36 protein-coding genes are annotated in these 24,321 nt (G+C 62.1%); 34 read left to right on the forward strand and 2 right to left on the reverse strand.

Annotated features, from left to right (window positions below):
- Positions 1 to 106: 106 nt before the first annotated feature.
- From rplC to dsbD, 30 genes are all read left to right on the forward strand, one after another.
- A complete protein-coding gene (rplC, locus tag AB4Y31_RS27765) occupies positions 107 to 766 on the forward strand; it encodes a 50S ribosomal protein L3 (protein ID WP_026229632.1) in 660 nt (219 codons plus the stop codon).
- Positions 766 to 1,386, forward strand: a complete 621-nt coding sequence (rplD, locus tag AB4Y31_RS27770) for a 50S ribosomal protein L4 (protein ID WP_018440481.1) — start codon at positions 766 to 768, stop codon at positions 1,384 to 1,386. Before rplC ends, rplD begins: the two co-directional genes overlap by 1 nt.
- Positions 1,383 to 1,697, forward strand: coding sequence for a 50S ribosomal protein L23 (rplW, locus tag AB4Y31_RS27775; protein WP_018440480.1), 315 nt, complete (start codon positions 1,383 to 1,385; stop codon positions 1,695 to 1,697). The genes rplD and rplW overlap by 4 nt, the downstream gene beginning before the upstream one ends.
- A 2-nt stretch (positions 1,698 to 1,699) precedes the next feature.
- The gene (gene rplB, locus AB4Y31_RS27780; protein ID WP_368676828.1) at positions 1,700 to 2,527 is read left to right on the forward strand and encodes a 50S ribosomal protein L2; all 828 of its coding nucleotides are present in this window, start codon (positions 1,700 to 1,702) and stop codon (positions 2,525 to 2,527) included.
- Positions 2,528 to 2,537: 10 nt separating this feature from the next.
- Entirely contained in the window at positions 2,538 to 2,813 is a 276-nt protein-coding gene (gene rpsS / locus AB4Y31_RS27785; protein ID WP_018440478.1) for a 30S ribosomal protein S19, read from the forward strand.
- Between the two features lie 12 nt (positions 2,814 to 2,825).
- Positions 2,826 to 3,155, forward strand: coding sequence for a 50S ribosomal protein L22 (gene rplV, locus AB4Y31_RS27790; RefSeq protein ID WP_004199272.1), 330 nt, complete (start codon positions 2,826 to 2,828; stop codon positions 3,153 to 3,155).
- Between the two features lie 11 nt (positions 3,156 to 3,166).
- Positions 3,167 to 3,997, forward strand: coding sequence for a 30S ribosomal protein S3 (gene rpsC / locus AB4Y31_RS27795; RefSeq protein ID WP_018440477.1), 831 nt, complete (start codon positions 3,167 to 3,169; stop codon positions 3,995 to 3,997).
- Between the two features lie 2 nt (positions 3,998 to 3,999).
- Positions 4,000 to 4,416: a 50S ribosomal protein L16 gene (rplP, locus tag AB4Y31_RS27800; protein ID WP_018440476.1), complete on the forward strand. Its 417-nt coding sequence runs from the start codon at positions 4,000 to 4,002 to the stop codon at positions 4,414 to 4,416.
- 10 nt (positions 4,417 to 4,426) lie between these two features.
- Positions 4,427 to 4,621 carry a 50S ribosomal protein L29 gene (gene rpmC, locus AB4Y31_RS27805; protein ID WP_026229631.1) on the forward strand — a complete coding sequence of 65 codons (195 nt, stop codon included), beginning with the start codon at positions 4,427 to 4,429 and terminating at the stop codon, positions 4,619 to 4,621.
- The gene (gene rpsQ, locus AB4Y31_RS27810) at positions 4,618 to 4,890 is read left to right on the forward strand and encodes a 30S ribosomal protein S17 (RefSeq protein ID WP_018440474.1); all 273 of its coding nucleotides are present in this window, start codon (positions 4,618 to 4,620) and stop codon (positions 4,888 to 4,890) included. Before rpmC ends, rpsQ begins: the two co-directional genes overlap by 4 nt.
- 328 nt (positions 4,891 to 5,218) lie before the next feature.
- Positions 5,219 to 5,587: a 50S ribosomal protein L14 gene (gene rplN / locus AB4Y31_RS27815; protein ID WP_026229630.1), complete on the forward strand. Its 369-nt coding sequence runs from the start codon at positions 5,219 to 5,221 to the stop codon at positions 5,585 to 5,587.
- 9 nt (positions 5,588 to 5,596) lie between these two features.
- Positions 5,597 to 5,905, forward strand: coding sequence for a 50S ribosomal protein L24 (gene rplX / locus AB4Y31_RS27820; protein ID WP_107153029.1), 309 nt, complete (start codon positions 5,597 to 5,599; stop codon positions 5,903 to 5,905).
- 16 nt (positions 5,906 to 5,921) lie between these two features.
- Positions 5,922 to 6,461, forward strand: a complete 540-nt coding sequence (gene rplE / locus AB4Y31_RS27825) for a 50S ribosomal protein L5 (RefSeq protein ID WP_018440471.1) — start codon at positions 5,922 to 5,924, stop codon at positions 6,459 to 6,461.
- A 7-nt stretch (positions 6,462 to 6,468) separates the two neighbouring features.
- Positions 6,469 to 6,774 (forward strand): 30S ribosomal protein S14, encoded by a 306-nt coding sequence (gene rpsN / locus AB4Y31_RS27830; RefSeq protein ID WP_018440470.1) that lies wholly within the window; start codon positions 6,469 to 6,471, stop codon positions 6,772 to 6,774.
- 14 nt (positions 6,775 to 6,788) lie between these two features.
- Positions 6,789 to 7,184, forward strand: coding sequence for a 30S ribosomal protein S8 (gene rpsH / locus AB4Y31_RS27835; protein ID WP_368676829.1), 396 nt, complete (start codon positions 6,789 to 6,791; stop codon positions 7,182 to 7,184).
- Between the two features lie 20 nt (positions 7,185 to 7,204).
- Entirely contained in the window at positions 7,205 to 7,735 is a 531-nt protein-coding gene (gene rplF / locus AB4Y31_RS27840; RefSeq protein WP_018440468.1) for a 50S ribosomal protein L6, read from the forward strand.
- A 12-nt stretch (positions 7,736 to 7,747) separates the two neighbouring features.
- Positions 7,748 to 8,113, forward strand: coding sequence for a 50S ribosomal protein L18 (rplR, locus tag AB4Y31_RS27845; protein ID WP_008923336.1), 366 nt, complete (start codon positions 7,748 to 7,750; stop codon positions 8,111 to 8,113).
- A gap of 14 nt (positions 8,114 to 8,127) precedes the next feature.
- Positions 8,128 to 8,646 carry a 30S ribosomal protein S5 gene (gene rpsE / locus AB4Y31_RS27850; RefSeq protein WP_018440467.1) on the forward strand — a complete coding sequence of 173 codons (519 nt, stop codon included), beginning with the start codon at positions 8,128 to 8,130 and terminating at the stop codon, positions 8,644 to 8,646.
- A gap of 16 nt (positions 8,647 to 8,662) precedes the next feature.
- Positions 8,663 to 8,845 carry a 50S ribosomal protein L30 gene (gene rpmD, locus AB4Y31_RS27855; protein WP_018440466.1) on the forward strand — a complete coding sequence of 61 codons (183 nt, stop codon included), beginning with the start codon at positions 8,663 to 8,665 and terminating at the stop codon, positions 8,843 to 8,845.
- Between the two features lie 29 nt (positions 8,846 to 8,874).
- Positions 8,875 to 9,309, forward strand: coding sequence for a 50S ribosomal protein L15 (rplO, locus tag AB4Y31_RS27860; RefSeq protein WP_018440465.1), 435 nt, complete (start codon positions 8,875 to 8,877; stop codon positions 9,307 to 9,309).
- Positions 9,310 to 9,370: 61 nt separating this feature from the next.
- Positions 9,371 to 10,717: a preprotein translocase subunit SecY gene (gene secY, locus AB4Y31_RS27865; RefSeq protein ID WP_018440464.1), complete on the forward strand. Its 1,347-nt coding sequence runs from the start codon at positions 9,371 to 9,373 to the stop codon at positions 10,715 to 10,717.
- 8 nt (positions 10,718 to 10,725) lie between these two features.
- The gene (gene infA / locus AB4Y31_RS27870) at positions 10,726 to 10,953 is read left to right on the forward strand and encodes a translation initiation factor IF-1 (RefSeq protein ID WP_018440463.1); all 228 of its coding nucleotides are present in this window, start codon (positions 10,726 to 10,728) and stop codon (positions 10,951 to 10,953) included.
- Positions 10,954 to 10,974: 21 nt separating this feature from the next.
- Positions 10,975 to 11,091 (forward strand): 50S ribosomal protein L36, encoded by a 117-nt coding sequence (gene rpmJ, locus AB4Y31_RS27875; RefSeq protein ID WP_004199844.1) that lies wholly within the window; start codon positions 10,975 to 10,977, stop codon positions 11,089 to 11,091.
- A 41-nt stretch (positions 11,092 to 11,132) separates the two neighbouring features.
- Complete coding sequence (gene rpsM, locus AB4Y31_RS27880; protein WP_018440462.1) at positions 11,133 to 11,498, forward strand: 30S ribosomal protein S13; 366 nt, start codon at positions 11,133 to 11,135, stop codon at positions 11,496 to 11,498.
- A gap of 28 nt (positions 11,499 to 11,526) precedes the next feature.
- The gene (rpsK, locus tag AB4Y31_RS27885) at positions 11,527 to 11,931 is read left to right on the forward strand and encodes a 30S ribosomal protein S11 (RefSeq protein ID WP_018440461.1); all 405 of its coding nucleotides are present in this window, start codon (positions 11,527 to 11,529) and stop codon (positions 11,929 to 11,931) included.
- Positions 11,932 to 12,087: 156 nt separating this feature from the next.
- Positions 12,088 to 12,711, forward strand: coding sequence for a 30S ribosomal protein S4 (rpsD, locus tag AB4Y31_RS27890; RefSeq protein WP_018440460.1), 624 nt, complete (start codon positions 12,088 to 12,090; stop codon positions 12,709 to 12,711).
- A gap of 127 nt (positions 12,712 to 12,838) precedes the next feature.
- Positions 12,839 to 13,816, forward strand: coding sequence for a DNA-directed RNA polymerase subunit alpha (gene rpoA / locus AB4Y31_RS27895; RefSeq protein ID WP_018440459.1), 978 nt, complete (start codon positions 12,839 to 12,841; stop codon positions 13,814 to 13,816).
- 152 nt (positions 13,817 to 13,968) lie between these two features.
- Positions 13,969 to 14,364, forward strand: coding sequence for a 50S ribosomal protein L17 (gene rplQ, locus AB4Y31_RS27900; protein WP_368676830.1), 396 nt, complete (start codon positions 13,969 to 13,971; stop codon positions 14,362 to 14,364).
- A 216-nt stretch (positions 14,365 to 14,580) separates the two neighbouring features.
- Positions 14,581 to 14,892, forward strand: a complete 312-nt coding sequence (cutA, locus tag AB4Y31_RS27905) for a divalent-cation tolerance protein CutA (protein WP_368676939.1) — start codon at positions 14,581 to 14,583, stop codon at positions 14,890 to 14,892.
- Positions 14,846 to 16,825, forward strand: coding sequence for a protein-disulfide reductase DsbD (dsbD, locus tag AB4Y31_RS27910; RefSeq protein ID WP_368676831.1), 1,980 nt, complete (start codon positions 14,846 to 14,848; stop codon positions 16,823 to 16,825). Before cutA ends, dsbD begins: the two co-directional genes overlap by 47 nt.
- Positions 16,826 to 16,869: 44 nt before the next feature.
- Here the strand turns inward: dsbD and hemB are convergent, their stop codons facing one another.
- Together hemB and yihA are read right to left on the reverse strand one after the other, a co-directional pair.
- Complete coding sequence (hemB, locus tag AB4Y31_RS27915) at positions 16,870 to 17,868, reverse strand: porphobilinogen synthase (protein WP_368676832.1); 999 nt, start codon at positions 17,866 to 17,868, stop codon at positions 16,870 to 16,872.
- A gap of 229 nt (positions 17,869 to 18,097) precedes the next feature.
- Positions 18,098 to 18,745 carry a ribosome biogenesis GTP-binding protein YihA/YsxC gene (gene yihA / locus AB4Y31_RS27920; RefSeq protein ID WP_018440454.1) on the reverse strand — a complete coding sequence of 216 codons (648 nt, stop codon included), beginning with the start codon at positions 18,743 to 18,745 and terminating at the stop codon, positions 18,098 to 18,100.
- Positions 18,746 to 18,979: 234 nt separating this feature from the next.
- Here yihA and AB4Y31_RS27925 point away from each other — a divergent pair, with 234 nt between their 5' ends.
- From AB4Y31_RS27925 to msrP, 4 genes are all read left to right on the forward strand, one after another.
- Positions 18,980 to 19,630, forward strand: a complete 651-nt coding sequence (locus AB4Y31_RS27925) for a cytochrome c (protein WP_026229627.1) — start codon at positions 18,980 to 18,982, stop codon at positions 19,628 to 19,630.
- 91 nt (positions 19,631 to 19,721) lie between these two features.
- On the forward strand, positions 19,722 to 21,887 hold the full coding sequence (locus AB4Y31_RS27930) for a cytochrome c biogenesis protein ResB (RefSeq protein WP_368676833.1): 2,166 nt from the start codon (positions 19,722 to 19,724) through the stop codon (positions 21,885 to 21,887).
- Positions 21,888 to 21,920: 33 nt separating this feature from the next.
- Positions 21,921 to 23,114 carry a c-type cytochrome biogenesis protein CcsB gene (gene ccsB, locus AB4Y31_RS27935; protein WP_368676834.1) on the forward strand — a complete coding sequence of 398 codons (1,194 nt, stop codon included), beginning with the start codon at positions 21,921 to 21,923 and terminating at the stop codon, positions 23,112 to 23,114.
- 192 nt (positions 23,115 to 23,306) lie between these two features.
- Positions 23,307 to 24,317, forward strand: coding sequence for a protein-methionine-sulfoxide reductase catalytic subunit MsrP (gene msrP / locus AB4Y31_RS27940; RefSeq protein ID WP_368676835.1), 1,011 nt, complete (start codon positions 23,307 to 23,309; stop codon positions 24,315 to 24,317).
- Positions 24,318 to 24,321 lie beyond the last annotated feature (4 nt).

Genomic DNA, 24,321 nt, shown 5'->3' on the forward strand with positions numbered 1-24,321 from the left:
TTGCGGAAAACGAAAAGCCTAGCTATAATGCAAGGCTTTTCGCGCATTTGCGAAAAAAGTCAACGTTATTAGCCCCGGCCAATCGCAGTCGGGAATGGAGAAAACGATGAGCCTTGGACTCGTAGGTCGCAAGGTTGGCATGACCCGTATCTTCACGGCTGAAGGGGATTCGATCCCCGTCACCGTGCTGGACGTGTCCGACAACCGCGTGACGCAGATCAAGACCGTTGAAACGGATGGCTACACCGCCGTTCAAGTGGCATTCGGCAAGCGTCGTGCGTCGCGCGTGACAAAGCCGTTGGCAGGTCACCTCGCCAAAGCCGGTGTTGAAGCCGGTGAAATCCTCAAGGAATTCAAGATCGATGCGGCGAAGGCCGCCGACCTCGCCGTCGGCGCCATGGTCGGCATCGATATTTTCGAAGTAGGCCAGAAGATCGACGTTCAGGGTGTGTCGATCGGTAAGGGCTACGCCGGTACGATCAAGCGATACAACTTCAGCTCGGGCCGTGCCACGCACGGTAACTCGCGTTCGCACAACGTGCCGGGCTCGATCGGTATGGCGCAGGATCCGGGTCGCGTGTTTCCGGGCAAGCGCATGACCGGCCACATGGGTGACGATACCGTCACCGTTCAGAACCTCGAAATCGCTCGTATCGACGCCGAGCGCAAGCTGCTGCTCGTCAAGGGCGCGGTGCCGGGCGCGAAGGGCGGCAAAGTTTTCGTGACGCCGGCTGTCAAGGCGCGTGCCGTCAAGGGGGCGAAATAATGGAACTGAAGCTCCTCAATGCGAATGGTCAGGAAGCCGCGGGCGTGAACGCGTCGGACGTCGTGTTCGGCCGTGACTACAACGAAGCGCTGATTCACCAGATCGTCGTCGCGTATCAAGCCAACGCGCGCAGCGGCAACCGTGCGCAGAAAGACCGCGAGCAGGTCAAGCACACGACGAAGAAGCCGTGGCGTCAGAAGGGCACGGGCCGTGCCCGCGCCGGTATGTCGTCGAGCCCGCTCTGGCGCGGCGGTGGTCGGATTTTCCCGAACTCGCCCGAAGAGAACTTCTCGCACAAGGTCAACAAGAAGATGCATCGCGCAGGCCTCTGCTCGATCTTCTCGCAGCTCGTCCGCGAAGGCCGCCTGTCGGTCGTCGAGGATATCGTCCTCGAAGCGCCGAAGACGAAGCTTTTGGCCAGCAAGTTCAAAGCCATGGGTCTCGATTCCGTGCTCATCATTACGGACACGGTCGACGAGAACCTCTACCTCGCGTCGCGCAACCTGGCCAACGTGGCCGTTGTCGAGCCGCGCTATGCCGATCCGCTGTCGTTGATCTACTTCAAGAAAGTTCTGATCACGAAGGCTGCGGTCGCCCAGATCGAGGAGTTGCTGTCATGAGCGAGATTCGCAAGAACGATCATCGTTTGATGCAGGTCCTGCTCGCGCCGGTGATCTCCGAAAAGGCGACGCTGGTGGCCGACAAGAACGAGCAAGTGGTGTTCGAGATCGCGCCGGATGCGACGAAGCAGGAAGTGAAGGCTGCTGTCGAGCTGCTCTTCAAGGTCGATGTCGAATCCGTCAACGTGCTCAACGTCAAGGGCAAGGCAAAGCGCTTCGGCCGTTTCATGGGTCGCCGCAAGGACGTCAGGAAGGCCTATGTCTGCCTGAAGCCGGGCCAGGAAATCAACTTTGAAGCGGAGGCCAAGTAATCATGGCACTCGTGAAAGTTAAGCCGACCTCGCCCGGACGCCGTGCGATGGTCAAGGTGGTCAACAAGGATCTGCACAAGGGCAAGCCGTTCGCGGCCCTCGTCGACAAGCAATCCAAGACCGCCGGCCGCAACAACAACGGCCATATCACGACGCGCCACAAGGGTGGCGGTCACAAGCAGCACTATCGCGTGATCGATTTCCGTCGCACGAAGGACGGTATCCCGGCGAAAGTCGAGCGTATCGAATACGACCCGAACCGCAGCGCGAATATCGCGCTCGTGCTCTACGCAGACGGCGAGCGTAGCTACATCATCGCGCCGAAGGGCGTGGCGGTGGGCGCGCAGCTGATGTCGGGCTCGGAAGCGCCGATTCGCGCGGGCAACGCGCTGCCGATCCGCAACATTCCGGTCGGTACGACGATCCATTGCATCGAGATGCTGCCTGGCAAGGGCGCGCAGATGGCGCGTTCGGCCGGCACCTCGGCCATGCTCCTCGCGCGCGAAGGCACGTATGCTCAGGTCCGCCTGCGCTCGGGCGAAATCCGCCGCGTGCATATCGAGTGCCGCGCGACGATCGGTGAAGTCGGCAACGAAGAGCACAGCCTGCGCCAGATCGGCAAGGCCGGTGCCAACCGTTGGCGCGGCATCCGCCCGACCGTCCGTGGCGTGGCGATGAACCCGATCGACCACCCGCACGGCGGCGGCGAAGGCCGTACTGCCGCGGGCCGCGATCCGGTGAGCCCGTGGGGCACGCCGACGAAGGGCTATCGCACCCGTCGCAACAAGCGCACGACGACGATGATCGTCCAGCGCCGTCACAAGCGTTAAGGAGTAGGCAATGGCACGTTCTGTTAAAAAAGGTCCGTTCTGCGACGCCCATTTGCTGAAGAAGGTCGAGGCGGCTGTGGCTTCGCGCGACAAGAAGCCGATCAAGACGTGGTCGCGTCGTTCGACGATCCTTCCCGACTTCATCGGCCTGACGATCGCCGTGCACAACGGGCGTCAACACGTTCCGGTGTACATCTCGGAAAACATGGTCGGCCACAAGCTTGGCGAGTTCGCATTGACCCGGACGTTCAAGGGTCACGCGGCCGACAAGAAGGCCAAGAAATAAGGGGCAATCAAGATGGAAGTGAAAGCAATTCATCGCGGTGCCCGCATCTCGGCGCAAAAGACGCGCCTTGTGGCTGACCAGATCCGCGGTTTGCCGGTCGACAAGGCGCTGAACGTCCTGACGTTCTCGCCGAAGAAGGCGGCTGGCATCGTGAAGAAGGTCGTGCTGTCGGCGATCGCGAATGCGGAGCACAACGAAGGCGCCGATATCGACGAGCTCAAGATCAAGAGCATCTACGTCGACAAGGCTGCTTCGCTCAAGCGCTTCACGGCGCGCGCGAAGGGCCGCGGCAATCGCATCGAGAAGCAATCCTGTCACATCACTGTGACGGTCGGGAATTAAGGGGTCACACGATGGGACAGAAAATTCATCCGACTGGCTTCCGTCTGGCCGTCAGCCGCAATTGGGCTTCGCGTTGGTACGCGAACAACAACAATTTCGCGGCGATGCTGCAGGAAGACATCGGCGTCCGTGAGTATCTGAAGAAGAAGCTGAAGAACGCTTCGGTCGGCCGCGTGGTCATCGAGCGTCCGGCGAAGAACGCGCGCATCACGATTTTCAGCTCGCGTCCGGGCGTCGTCATCGGCAAGAAGGGCGAGGACATCGAGCTGTTGAAGTCGGAGCTGCAGCGCCGCATGGGCGTGCCGGTCCACGTCAACATCGAGGAAATCCGCAAGCCGGAAACCGATGCGCAGTTGATCGCCGATTCGATCACGCAGCAGCTCGAGCGCCGGATCATGTTCCGCCGCGCGATGAAGCGTGCGATGCAAAACGCGATGCGTCTCGGCGCGCAAGGTATCAAGATCATGAGCGCCGGTCGTCTGAACGGCATCGAAATCGCGCGCACCGAGTGGTACCGCGAAGGCCGCGTGCCGCTCCATACGCTGCGCGCAGACATCGATTACGCCGTGTCGGAAGCGAAGACGACGTACGGCATCATCGGCGTCAAGGTCTGGGTCTACAAGGGCGACACGCTCGGCCGCAACGAAGCGCCGGTCGTCGAAGAGGCTGTCGAGGAAAAGCGTCCGCGCCGCAACGCACGTCCGGGTGGCGATCGCCGTCCGCGTCGCGACGGTGAGGGTGGCGCGCCGGCGGGCCAACGCCGCGGCGGTCCCCGCCGTGGTGGCGGCGGTGCCGGTGGTGCCGGCGGCAAGCCCGAAGGCGACGGCAAGACTGGAGAATAACGATGCTGCAACCGAAACGCAGAAAGTATCGCAAAGAGCAGAAGGGTCGTAACACCGGTGTAGCGACGCGCGGCAACGCCGTATCGTTCGGTGAGTTCGGCCTCAAGGCGATCGGTCGCGGCCGCTTGACTGCCCGTCAAATCGAGGCGGCGCGTCGTGCCATGACGCGTCACATCAAGCGCGGCGGCCGCATCTGGATTCGCATCTTCCCCGACAAGCCGATCTCGCAAAAGCCGGCTGAAGTGCGGATGGGTAACGGTAAGGGTAACCCCGAGTACTACGTCGCCGAGATCCAGCCGGGCAAGATGCTATATGAAATGGATGGCGTGTCCGAAGAGTTGGCGCGTGAAGCGTTCCGTCTGGCTGCAGCGAAGCTGCCGCTCAAGACGACCTTCATCGTCCGTCAGTTGGGCGCCTAAGGAGCAGATGATGAAGGCTTCCGAACTTCACCAAAAAGACAAGGCGGCGCTCAACAAGGAGCTGTCGGACCTGTTGAAAGCGCAATTCGGCCTGCGCATGCAGCTCGCGACGCAGCAGCTCACGAACACGAGCCAGCTGAAGAAGGTTCGTCGCGACATCGCACGTGTGCGGACCGTCCTGACTCAGAAGGCGAACCAGAAATGAACGATAGCGTGAAAACCTCGCTCAAGCGGACGCTGGTCGGCAAGGTCGTCAGCAACAAGATGGACAAGACGGTCACCGTGCTCGTCGAGCATCGCGTGCAGCACCCGATCTACGGTAAGTACGTCGTGCGTTCGAAGAAGTACCACGCGCACGACGAAGCGAACACGTACAACGAAGGCGATCTCGTCGAAATCCAGGAAACGCGTCCGGTTTCGAAGACGAAGGCCTGGACGGTATCGCGTCTCGTCGAAGCCGCCCGCGTGATCTGACACCGGCTCGTGCCCGATCGAAGCGACTTCTGTCGAAGAAGTCGTTGAAAAAGCAGTAATTTTGCTTGCAAGACCGAGATTTCGTTTGATAGAATCTCGGTCTTCCCTCTTTTTGCGGGGTCCGTCAGGGCTGGTAGAGCCGAGCGGGGTCCGGGCGGAAGGGGGGAGCGGCGGGTCCCAGGCTCGTCCGAAGGATTCACTCGAATGCGATGGCGGTTTCGCATGCCGTCGCTGCTGTTCCAACCCAAGCAGCCGATTGGCTGACGGGACCAAGACTGACCGGCTGAACCATGGTGGTGCAGGCGGATTAAGTTGGGAAAGACAAACCATGATCCAGACCGAATCTCGGCTTGAAGTGGCCGACAACACGGGTGCGCGTGAAGTCATGTGCATCAAGGTGCTCGGCGGCTCGAAGCGTCGTTACGCCAACATCGGCGACATCATCAAGGTGAGCGTCAAAGAGGCAACGCCGCGCGGGCGCGTGAAGAAAGGCGAAATCTACAATGCCGTGGTCGTCCGTACGGCCAAGGGCGTGCGTCGCCAGGACGGCTCGCTGATCAAGTTCGACGGCAACGCCGCCGTGCTTTTGAACAACAAGCTCGAGCCTATCGGCACCCGCATTTTCGGGCCCGTCACGCGTGAGCTGCGTAGCGAACGGTTCATGAAGATCGTTTCGCTCGCGCCCGAAGTGCTGTAAGGAGTCGCGATGAACAAGATTCGCAAGGGTGACGAAGTCATCGTCATCACCGGCAAGGACAAGGGTAAGCGTGGCGTGGTGCTCGCCGTCAAGGATGAGCATGTGACGGTCGAAGGCCTCAACCTCGTCAAGAAGCACGTGAAGCCGAACCCGATGAAGGGTACGACGGGCGGCGTGGAAGCCAAGTCGATGCCGCTGCACATTTCGAATGTCGCGCTCGTCGACGCGAACGGCAAGGCTTCGCGCGTGGGCATCAAGGTCGAGGACGGCAAGAAGGTCCGCTTCCTGAAGACGACCGGCGCCGTGCTTAGCGCCTGACGCTGCGGAGTAAAAAATGGCTCGTTTGCAAGAGTTTTACAAAGAGAACGTTGTACCCGAACTCATCAAGAAGTTCGGCTACAAGTCCGTCATGGAAGTGCCGCGCATCACGAAGATCACGCTGAACATGGGTCTTGGCGAAGCGGTTGCGGACAAGAAGATCATCGAGAACGCCGTCGGCGATCTGACGAAGATCGCGGGTCAGAAGCCCGTCGTCACGAAGGCGCGCAAGGCTATCGCGGGCTTCAAGATCCGTCAGGGCTACCCGATCGGTGCGATGGTGACGCTGCGCGGTCAAGCGATGTTCGAATTCCTCGATCGTTTCGTCACCGTGGCGCTGCCGCGCGTACGCGACTTCCGCGGCGTTTCGGGCCGCGCGTTCGACGGTCGCGGCAACTACAACATCGGTGTGAAAGAGCAGATCATTTTCCCCGAGATCGATTACGACAAGATCGACGCGCTGCGTGGGCTGAACATCAGCATCACGACGACCGCGAAGACCGACGAAGAAGCCAAGGCACTGCTCGCCAGCTTCAAGTTCCCGTTCAGAAACTGAGGTTACCGTGGCTAAACTGGCACTGATCGAACGTGAAAAGAAGCGCGCCCGCCTGGCGGCCAAATACGCAGGAAAGCGCGCGGCGCTGAAGGCGATCATCGACGACCAATCGAAATCGGAAGAAGAGCGCTACGCGGCTCGCCTCGACCTGCAGCAACTGCCCCGCAATGCGAACCCGACGCGCAAGCGCAATCGCTGCGCGATCACGGGCCGTCCGCGCGGCACGTTCCGCAAATTCGGACTGGCGCGCAACAAGATTCGCGAAATCGCATTCCGCGGCGAGATCCCTGGCCTGACCAAGGCAAGCTGGTAATAGGAGAAACGTAAATGAGCATGAGTGATCCTATCGCCGACATGCTGACTCGCATTCGCAATGCGCAGTTGGTCGAGAAGGTTTCGGTGACGATGCCTTCGTCGAAGGTCAAGGTGGCGATTGCACAAGTCCTGAAGGACGAAGGCTATATCGAAGACTTCGCGGTGAAAGCGGACGGCACGAAGACGGAGCTCAACATCGCGTTGAAGTACTACGCGGGTCGCCCCGTCATCGAGCGCCTCGAGCGCGTGTCGAAGCCGGGCCTGCGCGTGTACCGCGGCCGCAACGACATTCCGCAGGTCATGAACGGCCTCGGCGTGGCCATCGTTTCGACGCCCAAGGGTGTGATGACCGACCGCAAGGCGCGTGCAAACGGCGTCGGCGGCGAAGTCATCTGCTACGTCGCTTAACACCGAAAGGAGAGGAAACAATGTCTCGAGTAGGTAAAAGCCCGGTTGCGCTGAACGGCGCGAAAGTGGCTCTGAGCGGCGGGCTCATCACCATCACGGGTCCGCTCGGCACGATCTCGCAGGCGCTGAACAAGCTCGTGGACGTCAAGGACGACAACGGCACGCTGAAGTTCGAGCCGGTCGACGAAAGCCGCGAAGCGAATGCGATGTCGGGTACGTTCCGCGCGCTCGTCGCGAACATGGTACATGGCGTGACGAAGGGTTTCGAGCGCAAGCTGACGCTCGTGGGCGTGGGCTATCGCGCGCAGGTGCAAGGCGACAAGCTCAACCTGTCGCTGGGCTTCTCGCACCCTGTCGTGCACCAGATGCCTGAAGGCGTGAAGGCGGAAACGCCCTCGCAAACGGAAATCGTGATCAAGGGGATCGACAAGCAGAAGGTTGGCCAGGTGGCCGCCGTCGTGCGCGGCTATCGCCCGCCGGAGCCCTACAAGGGCAAGGGTGTGCGCTATGCCGACGAGGTCGTGATCCTCAAGGAAACGAAGAAGAAGTAAGGGTGCGCAATCATGGATAAGACTCAATCTCGCCTGCGCCGTGCTCGCCAGACGCGTATCAAGATCGCGGAACTGCAGGTCGCGCGTCTCGCCGTGCATCGCACGAACACGCACATCTATGCGCAGGTGTTCTCGCCTTGCGGCACGAAGGTGCTCGCCAGTGCGTCGACGCTCGAAGCCGAAGTGCGCGCTCAACTCGCCGATCAATCGGGCAAGGGCGGCAACGTTGCCGCGGCCACGCTGATCGGCAAGCGCATCGCGGAAAAAGCCAAGGCTGCCGGCATCGAATCCGTCGCCTTCGACCGCTCGGGTTTCCGCTACCACGGCCGCGTTAAGGCGCTGGCCGATGCGGCGCGTGAAGCCGGGCTCAAGTTCTAAGGGAAGAATTCGTCATGGCAAAGATGCAAGCGAAAGTTCAGGCTGACGAACGCGACGACGGCCTTCGCGAAAAGATGATCTCGGTCAACCGCGTGACCAAGGTCGTGAAGGGCGGCCGGATTCTCGGCTTCGCCGCACTGACCGTGGTGGGCGACGGCGACGGCCGCGTCGGCATGGGCAAGGGCAAGGCGAAGGAAGTGCCCGTCGCCGTGCAAAAGGCGATGGAGCAAGCACGCCGCAACATGTTCAAGGTGCCGCTCAAGAACGGCACGTTGCAGCATGAAGTGCACGGCAAGCACGGCGCTTCGACGGTCCTGCTCGCTCCGGCGAAGGACGGTACCGGCGTGATCGCCGGTGGTCCGATGCGCGCCGTGTTCGACGTGATGGGCGTCTCGAACGTCGTCGCGAAGAGCCACGGCTCGACGAACCCGTACAACCTCGTTCGCGCGACGCTCGACGGACTGCGTAAGCAGTCGACGCCGGCTGACATCGCCGCGAAGCGCGGCAAGTCGGTCGAAGAAATTTTGGGCTGAAGCCCGGGTGGTCACCATGTCTGAAAAAACTGTCAAAGTTCAGCTCGTGAAGAGCCTGATTGGGACCCGCGAATCGCACCGCGCCACGGTGCGCGGCCTGGGCCTGCGCCGACTCAACTCGGTTAGCGTTCTGGAAGACACGCCCGCCGTGCGCGGCATGATCAACAAGGTTTCGTACCTTGTTAAGGTCGTCGACTGAACGCGCACCAGGGACTCGAGGAGTTGAATATGGAATTGAATAACCTGAAGCCGGCGGAAGGCGCGAAGCACGCGAAGCGCCGCGTTGGCCGCGGTATCGGCTCGGGCCTCGGCAAGACGGCAGGCCGCGGTCACAAGGGGCAGAAATCGCGTTCGGGCGGCTTTCACAAGGTCGGCTTCGAAGGCGGTCAGATGCCGCTGCAGCGTCGCTTGCCGAAGCGCGGATTCAAGTCGCTGACGAAGGAGTTCGTCGGTCAAGTGCGCCTTGGCGACCTGCAAGGGCTGCCGGTCGACGAAATCGACCTGCTCGCGTTGAAGCAGGCCGGTCTCGTCAGCGAGCTGACGAAGAGCGCAAAGATCATCGCCACGGGCGAGATCTCGCGCAAGCTGGTCGTGAAGGGTCTTTCGGCTACGAAGGGCGCTCGCGCGGCAATCGAAGCCGCCGGCGGCTCGTTTGCCGAGTAAGCGGCTTTCGATCGCGTGAGAAGCCGATTGCCGATCAAGGCGTTCGAATCGGAGAAGGTACTTGGCTAACAGTCCGAGTCTCGCAAAAACCGGCAAAAGCACGGCGAAGTTCGGCGACTTGCGCCGGCGCGCAGTTTTTCTGCTGCTGGCGCTCGTCGTCTATCGGATCGGCGCGCACATTCCGGTGCCGGGGATCGACCCGGATCAGCTGGCGAAGCTGTTCCAGAGCCAGGCAGGCGGCATCCTGGGCATGTTCAACATGTTCTCGGGCGGCGCGCTGTCGCGCTTCACGATTTTCGCGTTGGGGATCATGCCTTACATCTCCTCGTCGATCATCATGCAGCTGCTCGCGATCGTTTCGCCGCAGCTCGAGGCGCTGAAGAAGGAAGGGCAGGCGGGCCAGCGCAAGATCACGCAGTACACGCGGGTCTTCACGGTGGTGCTCGCCACGTTCCAGGCGTTCGGCATCGCCGTGGCGCTCGAGAACCAGCCGGGCCTCGTCATCGATCCGGGCATGCTGTTCCGCCTGACGACGGTCGTGACGCTCGTGACGGGCACGATGTTCCTGATGTGGCTCGGCGAGCAGATCACGGAGCGCGGGCTCGGCAACGGTATCTCGATCATCATTTTCGGCGGGATCGCGGCGGGCTTCCCGAACGCGGTCGGCGGCCTCGCCTCGCTCGTGCAGTCGGGTTCGATGAATCCGTTCTCGGCGATCGTCATCGTTGTGCTGATCGCGGCGGTGACGTATCTCGTGGTGTTCATCGAGCGCGGCCAGCGCAAGATTCTCGTGAACTACGCGAAGCGGCAGGTCGGTAACAAGATTTACGGCGGGCAATCGTCGCACTTGCCGCTGAAGCTGAACATGTCAGGTGTGATTCCGCCGATCTTCGCGTCGTCGATCATCCTGTTTCCGGCAACGATCCTGAACTGGTTCAGCGCAGGCTCGCACAGCGGATGGTTCTCGGACACGCTGCATAACGTGGCCAATGCGCTGAAGCCGGGTCAGCCCGTCTATGTGTTGCTGTATGCGTTGGCGATCGTGTTCTTCTGCTTTTTCTACACCGCGCTGGTGTTCAACAGCAGGGAAACGGCCGACAACCTGAAGAAGAGTGGGGCGTTCGTTCCGGGCATTCGCCCGGGCGACCAGACCGCGCGATACATCGACCGCATCCTCACGCGGCTTACGCTTGCCGGTGCGATCTATATCGTGTTCGTCTGCCTGCTGCCCGAGTTTTTGGTGTTGCGCTGGAACGTGCCGTTCTATTTCGGCGGAACGTCGCTGCTGATCATCGTCGTCGTCACCATGGATTTCATGGCGCAAGTGCAGTCGTACGTCATGTCGCAACAGTATGAATCGCTGCTCAAGAAAGCCAATTTCAAGGGCAGCAACATTCCGATGCGTTAGAAGGGCTTATGGCTGCCAAAGACAAAGAGGATGTGATCCAGATGCAGGGTGAGGTCATCGAAAACCTCCCCAATGCAACCTTCCGAGTGAAGCTGGAGAACGGCCATGTCGTGCTGGGCCACATCTCGGGCAAGATGCGGATGCACTACATCCGCATTCTGCCGGGCGATAAGGTAACGGTTGAGTTGACGCCTTACGATCTCTCGCGTGCGCGAATCGTGTTCCGGGCGAAGTGATTTGGAAAAAAGGGTAATATCATGAAAGTGATGGCATCGGTTAAGCGCATTTGCCGCAATTGCAAGATCATCAAGCGCAAAGGTGTCGTGCGCGTGATTTGCAGCTCTGATCCGCGCCACAAACAGCGTCAAGGCTAACGGCCTCGCTTTTGCTTGCGCTTTTTGTTTGAGGAAAAACAATGGCTCGTATTGCAGGGGTGAACATCCCGAACCACCAGCATACCGAAATCGGCCTCACGGCGATCTACGGTGTCGGCCGCACGCGCTCGCGACAAATTTGCGACGCGGCTGGTGTCCAGTATTCGAAGAAGGTCAAGGACCTGACCGACGCGGATCTCGAAAAGTTGCGTGAAGAAGTCGGTAAGTTCGTGGTCGAGGGCGATCTGCGCCGCGAAGTGACGATGAGCATTAAGCGCCTGATGGACCTCGGCTGCTATCGCGGCGTCCGTCACCGCAAAGGTCTGCCCCTGCGCGGCCAGCGTACCCGCACGAACGCGCGTACGCGCAAGGGTCCGCGCCGTGCCGCGGCAGCGCTGAAGAAATAAGCGCGATTGAAAGTTACAGGAAAACGTAATGGCTAAGGCTTCGAACAGCACCGCGGCGCAACGCGTTCGCAAGAAGGTCAAGAAGAACGTCGCCGAGGGCGTGGTTCACGTTCACGCGTCGTTCAACAACACCATCATCACGATCACCGATCGTCAAGGCAATGCGCTTGCCTGGGCGACGTCGGGTGGCCAGGGCTTCAAGGGCTCGCGCAAGTCGACGCCGTTCGCGGCGCAGGTTGCTGCCGAGTCGGCTGGCCGCGTGGCGATGGAGTATGGCGTGAAGAACCTTGAAGTGCGGATCAAGGGCCCCGGCCCCGGCCGCGAATCGGCGGTGCGCGCGTTGCATGGTCTTGGCATCAAGATCACCGCGATCTCCGACGTGACGCCCATCCCGCACAACGGTTGCCGTCCGCCGAAGCGCCGCCGCATCTAAGGCGTGCGCACGTAAGACGCCTGCTTGCGCAGCATGGGTTGCGCCAGCAGGCTATTTGCTATCGATCGATTTGCTAAGTCCACCGTTCGGCCCGATAGGGGTCGGACTAGCGCGAGGCAATGAGCTTCGCGTGATCAAACCCAGAAGGAACGCAAAGTGGCACGTTATACCGGCCCCAAAGCCAAGCTGTCCCGCCGTGAAGGCACCGACCTCTTTCTGAAGAGCGCTCGCCGCTCGCTCGCCGACAAGTGCAAGCTCGACAGCAAGCCTGGTCAGCACGGCCGCACCTCGGGTGCGCGCACGTCCGACTATGGCACGCAGTTGCGCGAAAAGCAAAAGGTGAAGCGCATCTACGGTGTGCTCGAGCGCCAATTCCGCCGTTATTTCGCCGAAGCGGACCGCCGCAAGGGCAACACGGGCGAGAACCTGCTGCAGTTGCTCGAGTCGCGGCTCGACAACGTCGTCTACCGGATGGGCTTCGGCTCGACGCGCGCTGAAGCGCGCCAGCTCGTGAGCCACCGTGCCATCACGGTGAACGGCCAGGTTGCGAACATCCCGTCCCTGCAAGTGAAGGCCGGCGACGTCGTCGCCGTGCGCGAGCAGGCGAAAAAGCAGGCGCGGATCCTCGAGGCGGTGTCGCTCGCCGAGCAAACCGGTATGCCGAGCTGGGTATCGGTCGATACGAAGAAGTACGAAGGGACGTTCAAGCAAATGCCCGAGCGTGCCGATATCGCCGGCGACATCAACGAAAGCCTGATCGTCGAATTGTATTCGCGTTAATCAGATTGACGGCCGGGGTACCCGATTGCCTTGGGCAAGAGGGCGCCTCGGCTCATCTTTTTAGGGTTGTTACCGGTCAGCCTTATCGGTGTAACGAGCCGAGGGTATTGAAAAGGAAAACCTACATATGCAAACCAGTTTGTTGAAGCCCAAGATCATCGCCGTGGAATCGCTTGGCGACAACCACGCGAAAGTGGTGATGGAGCCGTTTGAACGCGGCTACGGCCACACTTTGGGCAACGCGCTTCGGCGCGTCCTGCTGTCGTCGATGATCGGCTACGCGCCGACGGAAGTGACGATCGCAGGCGTCGTGCACGAGTACTCGACGCTCGACGGAGTGCAGGAGGACGTCGTCAACCTGCTGCTGAACCTGAAGGGTGTGGTATTCAAGCTGCACAATCGCGACGAAGTGACGGTCACGCTGCGCAAGGAAGGCGAAGGTCTGGTGACCGCGCGCGACATCGAACTGCCGCATGACGTCGAGGTGATCAACCCCGACCACATCGTCGCGCACCTGTCGAAGGGCGGCAAGCTCGATGTACAGATAAAGATCGAGAAGGGCCGTGGCTATGTGCCCGGCAACGTGCGCCGTTACGGCGACGAAACGGCGAAGATCATCGGCCGCATCGTCCTCGATGCATCGTTCTCGCCGGTTCGCCGCGTCAGCTATGCCGTCGAAAGCGCGCGCGTCGAGCAGCGCACCGATCTTGACAAGCTCGTCATGAACATCGAGACGAACGGCGTTATCTCGCCCGAGGAAGCGATTCGCCAATCGGCGCGCATCCTCGTCGACCAGCTCGCCGTATTCGCGGCGCTGGAAGGCACGGAAGCCGCCGCGGAAGCGCCTTCGCGCGCGCCGCAGATCGATCCGATCCTGCTGCGCCCCGTCGACGACCTCGAGCTCACCGTCCGTTCGGCGAACTGCCTCAAGGCCGAGAACATTTATTACATCGGCGATCTGATCCAGCGCACGGAGAACGAGCTGCTGAAGACGCCGAACCTCGGCCGCAAGTCGCTCAACGAGATCAAGGAAGTTCTCGCTTCGCGCGGCTTGACGCTCGGCATGAAACTCGAGAACTGGCCGCCGGCCGGTCTCGACAAGTAACTCGGCGGGCGGCCCGGCAACTGGCGAGGTCGCGGATTTCGCATTACAATCCGCGCCTTGCCGTTTTTCTCTACCGGCCCGTGTCCCCGTCAGTCGTTCGAAGCGGGGGCGATAGAAGAGCTGGATCAAAACTTTGAATCAAGGAAACTGAAATGCGTCACCGTCATGGTTTGCGGAAACTGAACCGCACGAGCAGCCACCGCCTGGCAATGCTCCGTAACATGTCCAACTCGCTGATCGAGCATGAAGTCATCAAGACGACGCTGCCGAAGGCGAAGGAACTCCGTAAAGTCGTCGAGCCGCTCATCACGCTCGGCAAGAAGCCCTCGCTCGCCAATCGCCGCCTCGCATTCAACCGCCTGCGCGATCGCGATTCGGTGACGAAGCTCTTCGACGTGCTCGGTCCGCGCTTCGCGAATCGTCCGGGCGGCTATCTGCGCATTCTGAAGTTCGGCTTCCGCGTGGGCGACAACGCGCCGATGGCGCTCGTCGAACTGCTCGACCGTCCGGAACCGGTGGAAGCGGAAGACGTACAAGAAGCGGAATAAGCACCATCCGCGGTCGATAAAAAGGGTCAAGCGTCATTCGAGCTTGGCCCTTTTTTCATCGAAGGGCTCCGCTCGGCGCGCCGATGAGTGCGCCGGCGCTCGCTTTCGACCATCCGGCCAGTCCCGGTCGGTCAAGTGAAATCTCGGCCGGTGATACGATAATGCGAGCTTGATCGCTTGCCGTTGGAGGGAGCCGTGCCGCTCGAAATCGTTCTGATGCTGACGACGCTGCCGGATGCCGCGTCGGCGCAACAGCTTGCCGATGGCGCGCTCGACGAGCGGCTGGCAGCGTGCGTCACGGAACTCGGCCGTGTCCGTTCGCGCTATCGCTGGAAAGGCCAGGTCGAATCGGCCGAGGAAGTGCAGTTGCTCTTCAAGACGAGCGCGGTGCGCGCGCTCGAGCTCGAGCGGTTCATCGCGGCGCATCACCCCTATGAGACGCCCGAAATCATCTCATGGCCCGCGACCGCGTCCGCCGCCTATGGACAATGGGTGGCCACTGAAACTCATCGTCCGACTCATGTATAAACCGGCTGCACCGCGCCGCGACACCTGCGTCATGCGCTTCTTTCTATGGCTCTTCGCCGCCTGCCTGGCGGCAGGATTGATGAGTGCCGCGCGTGCCGACGATTTTCTCGATCCTTCGGCCGCGTTTCGCTTCAGCGCGAGCGAGCAGCCCGGCGAGGTCGATGTCAAGTTCAAGATCGCGGACGGCTACTACCTCTATCGCGAGCGTTTCGCGTTCGCCGTAAAGGGCGGCACGGCAACGCTGGGCACGGCTCAGCTGCCCGCGGGACATGTGAAGTTCGATCCGACGTTTCAAAAAAACGTCGAGACCTATCGCCAGGAAGTCGATATCCGTGTGCCTGTGCAAGCCGCCGGCGGACCCTTCGAGCTCGTCGTGACGTCGCAAGGGTGCGCCGATGCCGGCGTCTGCTACCCGCCCGCCACGCATGTCTATCGAGTCGAGGGCGCGGCGCTACAGCAGGCTACCACCTCGACTGGCGGCAACGCGACGGCCGCGATCACCGGGATCCGCGATGTCGGAGCGGCGGAGCCTCAGTCATGGCTCGATCGCGCGACGAGTGCGGACTACGCGCAATCGCTGCTGCAAGGCGGCAGCTTCTTCGCCACGGTCGGTCTCTACTTTATCGCCGGCATCGTCCTCAGTTTGCTGCCGTGCTCGTATCCGATGATCCCGATCGTGTCGGCAATCATCGTCGGCGAAGGGCGGAAGGTGACGCACGCGCGCGGATTCGCGCTCTCGTTCGCCTACGTCCTTGGCATGGCGCTCGTCTATACGGTGCTCGGCATCGCCGCCGCGCTCGTAGGGCAAAGTCTCGGGGCCTGGCTGCAGAATCCGTGGGTGCTTGGGGCATTCGCGCTGCTCTTGAGCGCGTTCGCGCTGACATTGATCGCGGGCGTCGACATCGTCTTGCCGCAGCGCTGGCACGACAAGGTCACGGACGCATCGAACCGCCGATCGGGGGGCAAGTTCGCTGCCGTCGCGGGAATGGGTGCGCTCTCGGCGCTGGTCGTCGGCGCCTGCATGACCGCACCGCTCTTCGCCGTGCTGGCATTCATCGCGCATACCGGCGACGCGGTGCTGGGCGGCGCGGCGCTCTTTTCGATGGGGCTCGGCCTTGGCGTGCCGCTTCTGATCGTCGGCCTTGGCGCCGGCACGATATTGCCGAAGGCCGGCGCATGGATGGAAGGCATCAAGCTCTTCTTCGGCGTGATGCTGCTTGCCGCCGCGCTATGGATCGTCTGGCCCGTGCTCGGATCGACGGCGCAGATGCTGCTCGCCGCCCTCTGGCTGTTGCTCGCAGCCGCGATGCTCGGGCTCTTTACCCCGCATGGAACGGCGGCCGTCTCGGTCTGGCGTCGGCTCGGCCGCGGCGTCGGGGCGGCACTCGCGATCTGGGCGGCGGCCTTGCTCGTCGGTCTTGCCGCCGGCTCCGCGGACCCACTGCGCCCGCTTGCGGTCTTGGCGGGGCGCATCGGCGCGCCGGATCAGTCAACCGGCACCGGGGCCGCGACTTCGTTGACCGCGGGGCATGCTATCAATGCAACGGATACGCTGACGTTCGAACCCGTGCGCTCGACCGCCGTGCTCGACGACGCTTTGAAGGCGGCCGGGCGGCCCGCGATGCTCGACTTCTACGCCGATTGGTGCGTGAGCTGCAAGGAAATGGAGCGCATCACGTTCGGCGACCCGCGCGTGCGCGCGCGACTCGCGCAACTGCAATTGATGCGTGCCGACGTGACGGCCAACAACGCCGCCGACCAGGCGCTACTCAAGCGCTTTGCGCTGTTCGGGCCGCCGGGTATCGTTTTCTTCGACCGCAACGGAAGGGAGATAACGCGCGTCGTCGGATACGAATCGGCCGATGCGTTTCTGCGTAGTCTCGATCGCTTGACCGCCGCGCCACCCCTGTCGAGCGCGGTGCCGCAATCGTGAGCTGAGCGCCGGTTGCTTCTCGCGGCGCGGCGCGGCGTAGGCGCTTACTTTTGCGTGCGCAGCAGCCTCGCCGCATCGAGCGCGAAGTAGGTCAATATGCCGTCCGCACCCGCGCGCTTGAACGCGAGCAGCGACTCCATCATCACCTTGTCGTGATCGAGCCAGCCGTTTTGCGCGGCGGCCTTCAGCATGGCGTACTCGCCGCTCACCTGGTAGACGAAGGTCGGAAAGCGATACTCGTCCTTCACGCGCCGCACGACATCGAGATAAGGCATGCCGGGCTTGACCATCACCATGTCGGCGCCTTCGTCGATATCGAGACCGACCTCGCGCAGGGCCTCGTCCGAGTTCGCCGGGTCCATCTGGTACGTCATCTTGTTGCTCTTGCCGAGGTTCGACGCCGAGCCGACGGCATCGCGAAACGGTCCGTAGAACGCCGATGCGTACTTCGCGGCATACGCCATGATCTTCGTGTGGATATGGCCTTCATCTTCGAGCATGCGGCGCAGCGCGCCGATACGGCCGTCCATCATGTCCGACGGCGCGACGATATCGACGCCGGCTTCCGCCTGCGCGCGCGCCTGCGCGACGAGAATCTCGATCGTATCGTCGTTGATGACGTAGCCCGCTTCGTCGAGCACGCCATCCTGACCGTGGCTCGTGTACGGATCGAGTGCGACGTCGGTCAGCACGCCGAGCTCCGGAAAGCGTGCTTTGAGCTCGCGCACGGCGCGCGGAATGAGCCCTTCGGGGTTCGTGGCCTCGCGGCCGTCGGGCGTTTTCAGTGACGGGTCGATCGCCGGAAACAGCGACAGGACGGGAACGCCCAGCTCGAGGCACTGCTCGGCCACGCCGAGCAGCAGATCGACCGATACGCGCTCGACGCCCGGCATCGATGGCACCGACTGGCGGGCGTTCGAGCCTTCCGAAATGAATACCGGGTAGATGAGATCGTTCGTCGTCAGCACGTTCTCACGCATCAGACGACGGGAAAATTCGTCGCGGCGCATACGGCGCGGACGGTAGTGCGGATGGAAACTCATGAGCGTCGGAAAAAGTCGAGCAATTCGTTGACAGGTGGCGCCGATCACGGCTTGGGGCAGGGCCGGAGCGAGCGCTGAAGCGCTAACAATGGTATATGATAGCGATCGAGTGACGCGCTTGGCGCCGAGCTCCCCGCTTCTCCTCCCTGAGCGGGTGCCTGTCGTTTTTTCGATTAGGCTGTTTAACCCGCCGAGGTCCGGCGGGTTTTTTTATGAACGTCCGTGCGGTTCAATTGGCTTCGGACGACACACCGTCGGTCGACAGCCAGCCTTCGATCAACTCGTGCGCCTCGTCGAGACCGGTGCGCTTCAGCGCGGAAAAAAGCTGAACGGTCAACTCGCCCGCATATCCCGCATTGCGATATTCGACGAGCCCTTTTTGTGTCGCGCGCAATGCGTTGATGCTTTCCTGCCGCGTCAATTTGTCGCATTTGGTCAGCAGCGTATGAATCGGCTTGCCTGTCGGCGCGAACCATTCGATCATGCGCCGGTCGAGTTCCGTCAGTGGCCGGCGTGAATCCATCATGAGCACCATGCCGCGCAGTTGCGCGCGACTTTGCAGATAGCTCGAGAGCAGCGCTTCCCAATGCGCCTTCGCCGCGCCGGGCACTTCGGCGTAACCGTAGCCGGGCAGGTCGACGAGATAGGCGGTCGGCTCGGCCACGGGCCCGACGCTGAAATAGTTGATATGCTGGGTACGTCCCGGCGTCTTGCTGGCGAAAGCGAGGCGCTTCTGGTTGCAGAGCACGTTGATCGCCGTCGACTTGCCTGCGTTCGAGCGGCCGGCGAACGCGATCTCGGGCGCGACGGTGGCAGGCAGGTCGCGCAGATGGTTGACGGTCGTGAAAAAGCGCGATTGGTGCAACAAGAAGGCCATAACGAAATGTGAAACGCGCTCGAGAGCGGCTTGGAAGAGTTGAAACCGCGGGCGGGCACGACCCTGACAGGTCTTGCGGCGAGCGGTGGGGCGCGGCCGGGGTGTCGCCGACTGGCGTCTCGGGCGATAGCGCGGTATTGTACAATACGACGGTTTGCACCCGCCGGAAGCATGCGTGAACCCTGAGCATGCGTCGGCATTCCATTCCAAAAGACGAGACAAGACGGTGTGCGAATGAATCGACTCTGCAAGTCCTTGGTGGTCCTTGAACTGGTGGCGGCAAGTTGGTTGGTTTGGGCAGGAGACGTCAGTGCGGCTGAGGCGCCGAAGCCGGACATGAATCGGGGGCAAGCCATCGCAACGGGCGTTTGCGCAGCCTGCCACGGTGCCGACGGGAACAGCGCCACGGCAGCGTTTCCGAAGCTTGCGGGTCAGCACCAGGAGTATCTGATCAAGCAGTTGAAGGATTTCAAGACCAAGGCGGGAGAGAAGGTCGCCGCGCGCCAGAATCCGGTCATGGCCGGCATTGCCGCGTCGCTTTCCGATCAGGACATGGTCAACGTTGCGGCATACTTTGCGTCGCAAACGCCGAAGCCTGGCGTGGCGCGCGATGCGGCGACGGTCCCTCTTGGGCAGAAGATTTACCGCGGCGGTATCGCGGACAAGGGCGTGCCGGCTTGTGCGGCCTGTCACGGGCCGACGGGCCAGGGGATACCGATCGAGTACCCGCGCGTGTCGGGGCAGTGGGGCGACTATCTCGCTGCGCAGTTGACGGCCTTCCAACAAGGCACGCGCAACAATAGCGCGCCGATGCACGACATCGCGCAGCGGTTGTCGGACCAGGAAGTGAAGGCGGTCGCCGATTACATGGCCGGCCTGCACTGAAGGCTCGAAGCGCGACAAGAACAAAAAGGGTGGGGCGCCGCGCGATCGGCCGGCGGCCCTACCCTTTTTTGCTGGCAGTTTTGGAGTGGTAATGAGCGTCACCACCTCGGGTTATGAGTTGAAGTCGGACCGGCGCGCGCTGAAAAGCGCCGTCGAGTTGTTGAGCTCCATGCGGTTTGCGATCGCGCTGCTCGTCGTGCTCGCGATCGCGAGCATCATCGGGACGGTGCTGACGCAGGACGATCCCTACCCGAACTACGTCAATCAATTCGGTCCGTTCTGGGCCGACATCTTCCGCGGGCTCAGCCTCTACACGGTCTATAGCGCCTGGTGGTTCATGCTGATCCTCGGCTTTTTGATCGTGTCGATCTCGCTCTGCGTGATCCGCAACGCGCCGAAGATGATCGCGGATGCGCGCAGCTGGAAGGACAAAGTGCGCGAAGGCAGCCTGCGCGCGTTTCACCACAAGGCTGAGTACGAGGCGCGCGGCACGCGTGCCGAAACCGCGTCACGGCTTGCGTCGCTGCTCGGCAAGCTCGGCTATCGCTACATCGTTCGCGAGAGCGAGGGTGCGACGCTGGTCTCCGCGAAGCGCGGCGCCCTCGCGAAAATCGGCTACATCTTCGCGCATCTCGCGATCGTCGTGATCTGCCTCGGCGGGCTGCTCGACAGCAATCTGCCCATCCGATTCCAGATGTGGCTCTTCGGCAAGACGCCTGTCGCAAGCAATGCCCCGATCGCCGATATCTCGCCCGAGCATCGGCTCTCGTCGTCGAATCCCACGTTCCGCGGCTATGCCTGGGTGCCCGAGGGGCAGCACGTGTCGACGGCGATCCTCAATCAACCGAGCGGCTCGCTGATCCAGGACCTGCCGTTCTCGATCGAACTCGAGAAGTTCATCGTCGACTACTACTCGACCGGCATGCCGAAGCTCTTCGCAAGCGACATCGTCGTGGTCGACCACAAGACCGGCAAGCGCATTCCGGCCCGCGTCGAAGTCAACAAGCCGTTCGAGTACGACGGCGTCTCGATTTATCAATCGAGCTTCCAGGACGGCGGCTCGCAACTGTCGATGACGGCATGGCCGATGACGAGCGCGAGTGCGAAGACGATGTCGATCGACGGCACCATCGGCTCGTCGGCGCCGCTGTCAGCGTCGATGCCCGGCGTTTCCGGGCAGACGGTCGAGTTCGCGGACTTCCGGGCCATCAACGTCGAGAACATCACCGATGCGAGCGGCAAGACCGACGCCCGCGGCGTAACGTCGCACCAGACGCTCGCGAAGTTCTTCGACGATCGACTCGGCTCGGGCGCGAAGACGGACAAGCCCGTCGAGCTGCGCAACATCGGCCCGTCGGTGCAGTACAAGGTGCGCGGCACGGATGGGCAGGCGCGCGAATTCAACAACTACATGCTGCCCGTCGAGATCGGCGGCGAGCGCGTGTTTCTTGCCGGGGTGCGGCTTGCGCCCGACGATCCGTTCCGCTATCTGCGCATCCCGGCCGACAGTAGCGGCACGGTCAAAGAATGGATGATGCTGCGCGCGGCGCTCGACAACCCCTCGCTGCGAGCGCAAGCCGCGCACCGCTTCGCCGAGCGCTCCGTGCCCGGGAACAATGCGGAGCTGCGCCAGCATCTCGAAGAGAGCGCGCTGCGCGTCCTGACGCTTTTCGCCGGATCGGACGAGCAGATGCCGGCCGGCTCCGGCGCGGCTCAAGCCAACGCGGGCTTTCAGGCGATCGCGACGTTCATCGATCACTCGGTGCCGAAGGCCGAGCAGGAAAAGGCGGCATCGTTGTTGCTGCGCATGCTGGAAGGGGCCACATGGGACCTCTGGCAACTCGCGCGCGAGCAGGCGGGCGAACCCGATGCGCAGGCGGACCCGGCGGCGAGCCGTTTCGTGCAAAGCTCGATCAACGCGCTCTCGGACAGCTTTCTGTACGGATCTCCCGTTTATCTTCAGCTCGATTCGTTCAAGCAAGTGCAGGCATCGGTGTTTCAACTCACACGCGCGCCGGGCAAGAAAGTGGTATATCTTGGCAGCCTGCTGCTCGTGGCCGGCATCTTTTCGATGTTTTATGTGCGCGAGCGGCGTGTCTGGTTCTGGCTCAAGGATTCGGGCGCGGGCACTAGCGTCGTGATGGCGATGTCGTCGGCGCGCAAGACACTCGATTTCGAGAAGGAATTCGCGCGCACGCGCGATACGGTGGGCGCCACGCTCGGCGCGGCGCCTCGTGATGCAAGCTCGCCCGCTTGAACGCGCGGGCCACGAATCTCACCCGGTAACAGCATGGATCTGACAAACGTCTCCCGCTCCGACCCCATGGCGGACGAACCTTCCGCCGCCGCGAGCCACGTCTTCGACGATCGTTCGTTCCTGCGGCGCCTGAGCCTCATCGATTGGCTTTTCGCGGTGGCGCTCGTCGGCGGCGCGGGCTTCGCGCTGTCGCGCTATCACGCGTTCATGAACTACTACGACGAGCTGGTGCTAATGGGCGCGACGCCGGCGCTCGTCGCCCTTGGCTGGCGCTGGAAATCCGCGCGGCCGCTGATGGCCGCCATCGCCGTGCTCTCGTTGCTGTCGATCAACCTCTATAACGGCGACCTGACACGGGCCGACAGCGCCTTCCTGCTCAAGTACTTCCTGTCGAGCCAGTCCGCGATTCTCTGGATGAGCGCGCTCTTCGTGCTAGCCACGCTCTTTTACTGGATCGGCATGCTCTCGCGCTCGCCCTCGGGCGGCGCAATCGGCACCCGGCTGACCTGGTTCGCCGTGCTCATGGGCTTCACCGGCATGATGGTGCGCTGGTACGAGTCGTATCTCATTGGCGCCGACGTCGGCCACATTCCGATTTCGAATCTCTACGAAGTCTTCGTTCTTTTCTGCCTGATCACGTCGCTCTTCTATCTGTATTACGAACAGCATTACGCCACGCGCGCGCTCGGCGCCTTCGTCATGCTCGTGATCAGCGCGGCCGTCGGCTTCCTGATGTGGTATTCGATCGCACGCGACGCGCAGCAGATCCAGCCGCTCGTGCCGGCGCTGCAAAGCTGGTGGATGAAGATCCACGTGCCGGCGAACTTCATCGGCTACGGCAGCTTCGCGCTGTCGGCGATGGTCGGCGTCGCGTATCTCGTGAAGGAGCGCGGCGTGCTCACCGACCAGTTGCCGGCGCTCGAGGTGCTCGACGACGTCATGTACAAGTCGATCGCCGTCGGCTTCGCGTTCTTCACCATTGCGACGATTCTCGGCGCGCTCTGGGCCGCCGAGGCTTGGGGCGGCTACTGGAGTTGGGACCCGAAGGAAACGTGGGCGCTCATCGTCTGGCTCAACTACGCCGCGTGGTTGCACATGCGGCTCATGAAGGGTTTGCGCGGGGCCGTCGCGGCGTGGTGGGCGCTTACGGGACTGCTGGTGACGACATTCGCGTTCCTCGGTGTCAATATGTTCCTGTCCGGTCTCCATAGTTACGGGAAGCTGTAAGCCGTCTGACGGAATACCGGTTTCATCGCGAAACCGCCGGATGAGCCTTTCGGCTCCCGGCGGTTTTTTATTCGTCGGTGAATTGGCATGCATCCAAATGCCGAAACGATCGGTATATGAAAACGACGGGCGTGATCGGTCGATCATCCGGCCCCAGCGCAGGCAGCCCGACGTCTTCTATGAGGAACCATCATGGTGTTGATCAAACGAGAGCAGAGCCGGCAACTGACGGGCGAAGACCTCCGCCCGAGCGAGATCGCGCCGCGCGCTGTCTTCGAGCATCGTCGGCGGTTGCTGCAGGCGGCCGGCGTGGCGGGCCTCGCCGCGGCGGGTGGGGCGCTCGGCCTCGCGAGCCCGGCCGCTCGCGCCGAATTTGCGCCCGCCGATCCGAAGGCGCAAAAGCTCGCCGCGACGACGAACACGAAGTTCGTCGTGCCCGATAAAGTGACGTCGTACAAAGACATCACTACCTACAACAACTTCTACGAGTTCGGCACCGATAAGGGCGATCCATCGCAAAACGCCGGGACGCTGCGCCCGCGTCCGTGGCGCGTGAGCGTCGAAGGCGAGGTCAAGAACGCGAAGGTCTACGACATCGACGAACTGCTGAAGCTCGCCCCGCTCGAGGAGCGCGTCTATCGGCTTCGATGTGTCGAGGGCTGGTCGATCGTCGTTCCGTGGATCGGTTATCCGCTTGCCGAGCTCATCAAGCGCGTGCAGCCGACAGGCAACGCGAAGTTCGTGCAGTTCATCACGCTTGCCGATCCGTCGCAGATGCCGGGTCTGGCGGATCCCATTCTGAATTGGCCATACTCGGAAGGGCTGCGCATGGACGAAGCCATGAATCCGTTGACGCTGCTGACGGTGGGCCTCTACGGGCAAGTGCTGCCGAATCAGGACGGCGCGCCGATTCGCGTCGTCGTGCCGTGGAAGTACGGCTTCAAGAGCGCCAAGTCGCTCGTGAAGATTCGCTTCGTGGAGAAGCAACCGCCGACATCGTGGAACACCTATGCGCCGAACGAGTACGGCTTTTATTCGAACGTCAATCCGAACGTCGACCACCCGCGCTGGAGTCAGGCGACGGAGCGGCGCATCGGCGAGGACGGCTTTTTCACGCCGAAGCGCAAGACATTGATGTTCAATGGCTATGGCAATCTCGTCGCCTCGATGTATCAGGGCATGGACCTGCGCAAGGACTACTGACTCC

It is taken from the genome of Trinickia sp. EG282A (assembly GCF_040965455.1).
Lineage (GTDB): Bacteria > Pseudomonadota > Gammaproteobacteria > Burkholderiales > Burkholderiaceae > Trinickia > Trinickia symbiotica.

Bases quoted from the DNA above. Each gene is read 5' to 3' on its own strand.
- rpmD (WP_018440466.1), top strand. From the start codon at position 8,663: ATGTCTGAAAAAACTGTCAAAGTTCAGCTCGTGAAGAGCCTGATTGGG.
- rplN (WP_026229630.1), top strand. From the start codon at position 5,219: ATGATCCAGACCGAATCTCGGCTTGAAGTGGCCGACAACACGGGTGCG.
- rplW (WP_018440480.1), top strand. From the start codon at position 1,383: ATGAGCGAGATTCGCAAGAACGATCATCGTTTGATGCAGGTCCTGCTC.
- rplO (WP_018440465.1), top strand. From the start codon at position 8,875: ATGGAATTGAATAACCTGAAGCCGGCGGAAGGCGCGAAGCACGCGAAG.
- rpmC (WP_026229631.1), top strand. From the start codon at position 4,427: ATGAAGGCTTCCGAACTTCACCAAAAAGACAAGGCGGCGCTCAACAAG.
- rpmJ (WP_004199844.1), top strand. From the start codon at position 10,975: ATGAAAGTGATGGCATCGGTTAAGCGCATTTGCCGCAATTGCAAGATC.
- rplQ (WP_368676830.1), top strand. From the start codon at position 13,969: ATGCGTCACCGTCATGGTTTGCGGAAACTGAACCGCACGAGCAGCCAC.
- rplD (WP_018440481.1), top strand. From the start codon at position 766: ATGGAACTGAAGCTCCTCAATGCGAATGGTCAGGAAGCCGCGGGCGTG.
- rpsC (WP_018440477.1), top strand. From the start codon at position 3,167: ATGGGACAGAAAATTCATCCGACTGGCTTCCGTCTGGCCGTCAGCCGC.
- rpsH (WP_368676829.1), top strand. From the start codon at position 6,789: ATGAGCATGAGTGATCCTATCGCCGACATGCTGACTCGCATTCGCAAT.
- ccsB (WP_368676834.1), top strand. From the start codon at position 21,921: ATGGATCTGACAAACGTCTCCCGCTCCGACCCCATGGCGGACGAACCT.
- rplV (WP_004199272.1), top strand. From the start codon at position 2,826: ATGGAAGTGAAAGCAATTCATCGCGGTGCCCGCATCTCGGCGCAAAAG.
- rplR (WP_008923336.1), top strand. From the start codon at position 7,748: ATGGATAAGACTCAATCTCGCCTGCGCCGTGCTCGCCAGACGCGTATC.
- cutA (WP_368676939.1), top strand. From the start codon at position 14,581: ATGCTGACGACGCTGCCGGATGCCGCGTCGGCGCAACAGCTTGCCGAT.
- AB4Y31_RS27930 (WP_368676833.1), top strand. From the start codon at position 19,722: ATGAGCGTCACCACCTCGGGTTATGAGTTGAAGTCGGACCGGCGCGCG.
- rplE (WP_018440471.1), top strand. From the start codon at position 5,922: ATGGCTCGTTTGCAAGAGTTTTACAAAGAGAACGTTGTACCCGAACTC.
- rplX (WP_107153029.1), top strand. From the start codon at position 5,597: ATGAACAAGATTCGCAAGGGTGACGAAGTCATCGTCATCACCGGCAAG.
- hemB (WP_368676832.1), bottom strand. From the start codon at position 17,868: ATGAGTTTCCATCCGCACTACCGTCCGCGCCGTATGCGCCGCGACGAA.
- rplF (WP_018440468.1), top strand. From the start codon at position 7,205: ATGTCTCGAGTAGGTAAAAGCCCGGTTGCGCTGAACGGCGCGAAAGTG.
- yihA (WP_018440454.1), bottom strand. From the start codon at position 18,745: ATGGCCTTCTTGTTGCACCAATCGCGCTTTTTCACGACCGTCAACCAT.
- rpsK (WP_018440461.1), top strand. From the start codon at position 11,527: ATGGCTAAGGCTTCGAACAGCACCGCGGCGCAACGCGTTCGCAAGAAG.
- rpsM (WP_018440462.1), top strand. From the start codon at position 11,133: ATGGCTCGTATTGCAGGGGTGAACATCCCGAACCACCAGCATACCGAA.
- rplP (WP_018440476.1), top strand. From the start codon at position 4,000: ATGCTGCAACCGAAACGCAGAAAGTATCGCAAAGAGCAGAAGGGTCGT.
- rpoA (WP_018440459.1), top strand. From the start codon at position 12,839: ATGCAAACCAGTTTGTTGAAGCCCAAGATCATCGCCGTGGAATCGCTT.
- rplC (WP_026229632.1), top strand. From the start codon at position 107: ATGAGCCTTGGACTCGTAGGTCGCAAGGTTGGCATGACCCGTATCTTC.
- rplB (WP_368676828.1), top strand. From the start codon at position 1,700: ATGGCACTCGTGAAAGTTAAGCCGACCTCGCCCGGACGCCGTGCGATG.
- AB4Y31_RS27925 (WP_026229627.1), top strand. From the start codon at position 18,980: ATGAATCGACTCTGCAAGTCCTTGGTGGTCCTTGAACTGGTGGCGGCA.
- dsbD (WP_368676831.1), top strand. From the start codon at position 14,846: ATGGACAATGGGTGGCCACTGAAACTCATCGTCCGACTCATGTATAAA.
- rpsS (WP_018440478.1), top strand. From the start codon at position 2,538: ATGGCACGTTCTGTTAAAAAAGGTCCGTTCTGCGACGCCCATTTGCTG.
- infA (WP_018440463.1), top strand. From the start codon at position 10,726: ATGGCTGCCAAAGACAAAGAGGATGTGATCCAGATGCAGGGTGAGGTC.
- rpsQ (WP_018440474.1), top strand. From the start codon at position 4,618: ATGAACGATAGCGTGAAAACCTCGCTCAAGCGGACGCTGGTCGGCAAG.
- rpsE (WP_018440467.1), top strand. From the start codon at position 8,128: ATGGCAAAGATGCAAGCGAAAGTTCAGGCTGACGAACGCGACGACGGC.
- msrP (WP_368676835.1), top strand. From the start codon at position 23,307: ATGGTGTTGATCAAACGAGAGCAGAGCCGGCAACTGACGGGCGAAGAC.